This window comes from Methyloversatilis discipulorum (assembly GCF_018780585.1).
Lineage (GTDB): Bacteria > Pseudomonadota > Gammaproteobacteria > Burkholderiales > Rhodocyclaceae > Methyloversatilis > Methyloversatilis discipulorum_B.
Map to the genome: position 1 here is coordinate 1 of NZ_JADMJL010000058.1, position 2,944 is coordinate 2,944.

Genomic DNA, 2,944 nt, shown 5'->3' on the forward strand with positions numbered 1-2,944 from the left:
CCGATGGTTCCGTAGTAGTTGAAGCCGTAGCTGAACTGCGCGTAGCCGCCGATCATGTGGGTGGGCTTCAGCACGATGCGGGTGACCGAGTTGTGGATGCCGCCGCGCGCACCGGTGATTTCCGATCCCGGCGTGTTGATGATCTTTTCCTGTGCGTGGTACATCAGCACCATGCCCGGGTTCACCCGCTGGCTCACCACGGCGCGCGCCGTGATCGCGCCATTCACGTTGAACAGTTCGACCCAGTCGTTATCGACGATGCCAGCCTTCTTCGCGTCGTCCTCGGACAGCCAGATCACCGGGCCGCCGCGGTTCAGCGTCAACATGTGGAGGTTGTCGCTGTAGGTGGAGTGGATGCCCCACTTCTGGTGCGGCGTGATGAAGTTGAGCTGGATCTCCGGATTGCCATTGCTCTTGATGCAGGCGATCGCGGCCGTCGTCTTCAGGTCCACCGGCGGGCGGTAGCTCACGAAGCCTTCGCCGAAGGCGCGCATCCACGGGTGGTCCTGGTAGAACTGCTGGCGGCCGGTCAGCGTGCGCCATGGGATCAGTTCATGCACATTGGTGTAGCCGGCGTTGTACGACACCTTCTCGCTTTCGAGGCCGGACCACGTCGGGCTGGAAATGATCTTGCGCGGCTGCGCCTGGATGTCGCGGAAGCGAATCTTCTCGTCCTCGCGATAGATGGCCAGGTGTTCGTGATCGCGCCCGGTCTGCTTGCCTAACGCCTTCCACGCCTTGACCGCGACCTGACCGTTGGTTTCCGGCGCCAGCATCATCACCACTTCGCAGGCGTCGATGTCGGTGTCGATCTTCGGCATGCCCTTGGTCGCGCCTTCATCGGTGACCAGACCGTTCAGTTCGCCAAGCTGGCGCACCTCGTCCTGCGTGTTCCAGGCGATGCCCTTGCCGCCGTTGCCGACCTTGGTCAGCAGCGGACCGACCGCGGTGAAGCGCTTGTAGACGTTCGGGTAGTCGCGCTCGACCACCGTCATCTGCGGTGCCGTCTTGCCCGGGATCAGTTCGCACTCGCCGCGCTTCCAGTCGGCGACGCCGAAGGGCTGCGCCAGTTCGGCGGGGCTGTCGTGCATCAGCGGCGTCAGCACCAGTTCGCGTTCGACGCCGAGGTGACCGACGCACACCTCGCTGAACTTCTTAGCGAAGCCCTTGTAGATGTCCCAGTCGCTCTTCGACTGCCAGGCCGGGTCGACCGCGGTCGACAGCGGGTGGATGAAGGGGTGCATGTCGCTGGTATTGAGGTCGTTCTTCTCGTACCAGGTGGCGGTCGGCAGCACGATGTCCGAATACAGGCAGGTGGTGCTCATGCGGAAATCGAGCGTCACCAGCAGGTCGAGCTTGCCTTCGGGTGCTTCCGCGTGCCACTTCACTTCCTGTGGCTTGGCGTCGTCCGAGCCGAGGTCCTTGCCCTGCACGCCGTTGCTGGTGCCCAGCAGGTGCTTCAGGAAGTACTCGTGACCCTTGCCGCTGGAACCGAGGATGTTGGAGCGCCAGACGAACATGTTGCGCGGCCAGTTCTGCGGTGCGTCCGGGTCTTCGCAGCTCAGTTCGAGCTGACCGCTCTTCAGCGCGCCGACCGCGTAGTCCTTCGGGTCGATGCCCGCGGCATTGGCCTCGCGCACCACCTGGATAGGATTGGTCTTCAGCTGCGGTGCGCTGGGCAGCCAGCCCATGCGCTCGGCGCGCACGTTGTAGTCGATCATGCTGCCGCCGAACTGTGAGGCGTCAGCCAGCGGCGACAGCACTTCCTCGACGCCCAGTTTCTCGTAGCGCCACTGGTCGGTATGGGCGTAGAAGAAGCTGGTGGAGTTCTGCTGGCGCGGCGGGCGTATCCAGTCGAGCGCGAAGGCGAGCGCGGTCCAGCCGGTCTGCGGGCGCAGCTTCTCCTGACCCACGTAGTGCGCCCAGCCGCCGCCGCTCTGGCCGATGCAGCCGCACATCATCAGCATGTTGATGATGCCGCGGTAGTTCATGTCGCAGTGGTACCAGTGGTTCATCGCCGCGCCGATGATGACCATGGACTTGCCCTTGGTCTTGTCGGCGTTGTCGGCGAACTGGCGGGCGACGGTGATGATCTGGTCGCGCGGCACGCCGGTGATCTTCTCCTGCCAGGCGGGCGTGTAGGGCGTGTCGTCGTCGTAGCTGTTCGCACCGCTGTCGTTCGGAAGATTGCGGCCGACGCCGTAGTTGGCGACCTGCAGGTCGAACACGGTGGCCACCAGTGCGTCGCGCTTGTCGCCGGCCTTGCCGAGCGCGATGCGCTGTACCGGTACCGTGCGCAGCAGTACGTCGCCGCCGCCCTGCGGACTGTGCGGGAAGTGTTCGTGCTCGATGCCGCCGAAGTAGGGGAAGGCGACCTGCGTGTGCTCGACCGGGCTGGTATCGCCTTCGAGCACCGACAGCTTCAGCTTCACGTCGCCGCCGTGGCGCGCCTCCTTCGATTCGAGGTTCCACTGGCCGGCATCGGCGCGGCCGTCCGGACCCCAGCGGAAGCCGATGGCACCGTTGGGCAGCACGACGCGGCCGTTCTCGTCGAACGCCACCGTCTTCCATTCAGGATTGTTGGCCTGGCCCAGCTTGCCGTTGAAGTCGCTGGCGCGCACGTAGCGGTCCGGCACCATGACGGTCGTGCCGTTCGGCAGCGTGTGTTCCTTCAGCAGCACCAGCATCGGCAGGTCGGTATAGCGGCGCGCGTAGTCGTCGAAATAGGCGCTGCGCTTGTCGAAATAGAACTCCTTCAGGATGACGTGGCCCATGGCCATCGCCACCGCTGCGTCGGTGCCCTGCTTGGGGTGCATCCAGAGGTCGGCCAGCTTGCTGATTTCGGCGTAGTCCGGCGTGACGGCGACGGTCTTCGCCCCCTTGTAGCGGACCTCGGTGAAGAAGTGGGCGTCGGGCGTGCGCGTCTGCGGCACGTTGGAGCCCC

The 2,944-nt window shown here is 64.8% G+C and carries 1 protein-coding gene; it reads right to left on the bottom strand.

What is annotated here, in order from left to right; translation table 11 throughout:
* The coding region (locus tag IV112_RS19535) for a nitrate reductase subunit alpha (protein WP_304006488.1) at window positions 1-2,944 on the bottom strand (2,944 nt) is incomplete at both ends.